General features: G+C 63.7%; 2 protein-coding genes. One reads left to right on the forward strand and one right to left on the reverse strand.

The genetic code is table 11. From position 1 onward, the window contains the following. Window positions 1-209: ATP-binding protein (locus WB402_RS03820; protein ID WP_424205588.1), on the forward strand; the 209-nt coding region annotated here is incomplete at its 5' end. Window positions 210-308: 99 nt separating this feature from the next. On the opposite strand, the gene WB402_RS03825 is transcribed toward WB402_RS03820, so the two are convergent. Next, window positions 309-2,087 (reverse strand): IS1634 family transposase, encoded by a 1,779-nt coding sequence (locus WB402_RS03825; protein ID WP_424205589.1) that lies wholly within the window; start codon window positions 2,085-2,087, stop codon window positions 309-311. Window positions 2,088-2,734 lie beyond the last annotated feature (647 nt).

A 2,734-nucleotide genomic window follows, 5' to 3' on the forward strand; every position in this document is an offset into this window, starting at 1 on the left:
GCATAGGGCTCGGCCTCTACATCTGCAGATCAATCGTCGACATGCACCAGGGGAAGATCTCTGTGCGCAAGGTCGGTGGCGGCGTGTCGTTCGTGGTCGAGCTGCCGGTGATAGCGCCGGTCAGACCGGACGTGGCACTCGGTAAGGATGCCGAGACGGAACCCTACGCCTTGCGCCAGATGCGGCTCGATGCGGCGGGATCCCGCTGATCCACCGGCGACCCGGTATAGGCGCAGGCGTTAGCCTAACTTCCACAAGTCAAGGGATCGAATCTAGCGTTTTCAGGCATTTAGGTCGAAAAGTCGGCACTACATTTTGCCTGCGCGCCGGAGGTCGTCCTCGGTAATGCGGATGCGTTCTGGCAGGCGCAGCCCCATGCGCTGGAGCAAAATCGCTTGCGCCTTGTCGGGGCGCACCACGCAACGCAGCCGCAACTCACCAGCCGGGTCCTGGGTCAACGGCAGCACCACGTCGGTGCTGCGAAGGCGCTCGAACTCTTCAAGCAGGGTGCGCGGACTGTTGCCGAGGCCCGCCTTGGATTGCCACTGCTCCAAGGTCTTCCAGAGCACGTAGGCCAGAAAGCACACCAGGATGTGGCTGCGCACGCGGCGCTCCTTCCAATGCCACACCGGGCGGATGGACAGCTCGCTCTTGTGGATGCGGAAGGCAGCCTCCGCCTGCGTGAGTTGGACGTAGGTCTGCCAAGTCTGCTGCGCTGTGAAGTCCGCCACGTTGGTGCGCAGCACGTAGCACCCTTCACTGATCTCGGCCGCACGCTCCCAGTCGGCACGGATCGACCACTGCAGGCAGACGGTGGCCGGGACGGTGGCATCGTCGATCAGCTCGATCTGATAACGGGCCGCAGCGCGCGAGTTGCGCTGCAGCAGCCGGCCGAGTTGGCGATCGATCGGGGCACGGGCCAGCGGCTTCTTGGAACGTTGGAGGCGGCGCTCCAACTTCGTGAGCGCCGTGTCGATGCGTGCCGCGAAGCGCTGGTGCATCGCCTTCTCCTTGAGGCGGCGTTGCGCCGAGCGGCACAGCACGAAACTCAGCTTGCCCTCTTCGGCCACGCACAGCTTGCCTTCCACGTCATCGCGTAACATCTGCCAGCCGCTCTGATCTTCCAACTGTGCGCGCCAGCGCTTCCATTCGCTGCGCGGTGTGGCCACCACATACAGTCGCCCCTCCTGCTCCAACCAGGCCACGTTCTTCTGGCTCGACAACCCCCGGTCCATCACCCAGATGCGCCTGGCCTTGCCGTAACGGCGCTCCACCGATTCGACGATCTGCTTGAGCGTCTTGACGTCCGACACGTTACCGGCGAACACCTCGTGCCCCAGCGGGATCCCCTCGCGCGTGACGATCACCGCGATGTTTACCTGTTTGCAGTCGGGGCGATGGTCACGGCTGTAGCCGCGTTGTGCCAGCGGGTTGTAGTTGGCCTCGCCCGCGAAGTAGGTGCTGGTCAAATCATAGAGCAACAGATCGTACTCGACCGCGAAGAGTTCTCCGAGCCGGTGCTGCAGCTGCTGCTCCAAGGCCTCCTTGTGCGGGAGGAGTTTGTCCAAGGCGCGATACAGCTGCTCGTCGTAGAGCGTGGCGGCGGGAATGCCCAGGATATCCTCCAACGCGGTGCGCCGAAACCAGTCTTCGGCAATGTGCAGTTCGCTCGATGGTTCGCACAGACGCGCGATCACCAAAACGGCAGCCAGGTGTGCCCACTGCGCTCCTTGCCGACCGCGCGGCAGCAGCTCGCGGCACACACGATCGAGACCCAGCGCTTGCCACAACACCCATCCCCACCACACGGCGCCAAAGCTGCGGTCACGTTCCACTCGTATCTGGTCGAGCCGCACCTCGACGCTCGTGGCCACCGGTGGGGCTTCTTCGAACAGATCGCGTTGATCGCCACGCCCGCTGATGCGTCGCGCCAACGCTTGGGCCTTCGCTCGCCCCGCCGCATCCAACTCCCCCAACTGGGCCACCGTCTCTTGGCGCACCTTGCCGTTGCGCCGCACCGAGCGCACCAGCTGCCAGTAGACGTGATCCTTGCCGTCTTTGGGACGCGACTTGTGCCGCAGATACAACCCACCACCTCCCCACCCTCACCAGTTTCCCAACTCACGGGTGCTGCTGGCAAGGGGGTAGGTCGGCACTACACACGTGTCGGCGACCTCACGCCGAATGATTTCAAGAACTTGGCCCTCCGCTCAAAGCGAAATTCGTTGCTTCGCGCTGCCAGTTGTGGAAGTTGGGATAGAAGCAGCCGAACGCCCTGCCGCTGAGTGTCAAGGCTCGCCCAAACTGACCGCGCAGAGTTCGGCCAAACTGACCGCACATCTGGCGTGATTATCCACCTGCGGTCGGGGACATTGTCCACAGCCTCCTTTCGCTGGTGAGGTAAACGCATGTGGTGCGGGCGCTCACAGGAGGCCGGGTCATTAGCAGTTTGAGATGTCCGCTCAGCTCGACCGCGGTCTCTGTTCGACTGTTTTGGTTTTTCATTAGTCGCTCTTGGCGCGCGTACCTCGGGCGCTGGCCGATGGCACAAGCTGCTGTCCACATTGTGGACGGCGTGATCGCTCGGTCGCGGCTTGGTAGCAGGCTGGTACGGGTTGAATGGGGCCCCGTCCACCTTGTGGGCAGCTGCTCCCACGCGCGTAGGGGGACTGCTTGCCCGCCCAGCTTGTGGAGAGCTGCGGGCTGGGCGGCGGTGTCAGCGACAGCGCTGGGG

Origin of the sequence: Sulfuricaulis sp. (assembly GCF_049587675.1) — a bacterium.
In the GTDB taxonomy this organism is placed as follows: domain Bacteria; phylum Pseudomonadota; class Gammaproteobacteria; order Acidiferrobacterales; family Sulfurifustaceae; genus Sulfuricaulis.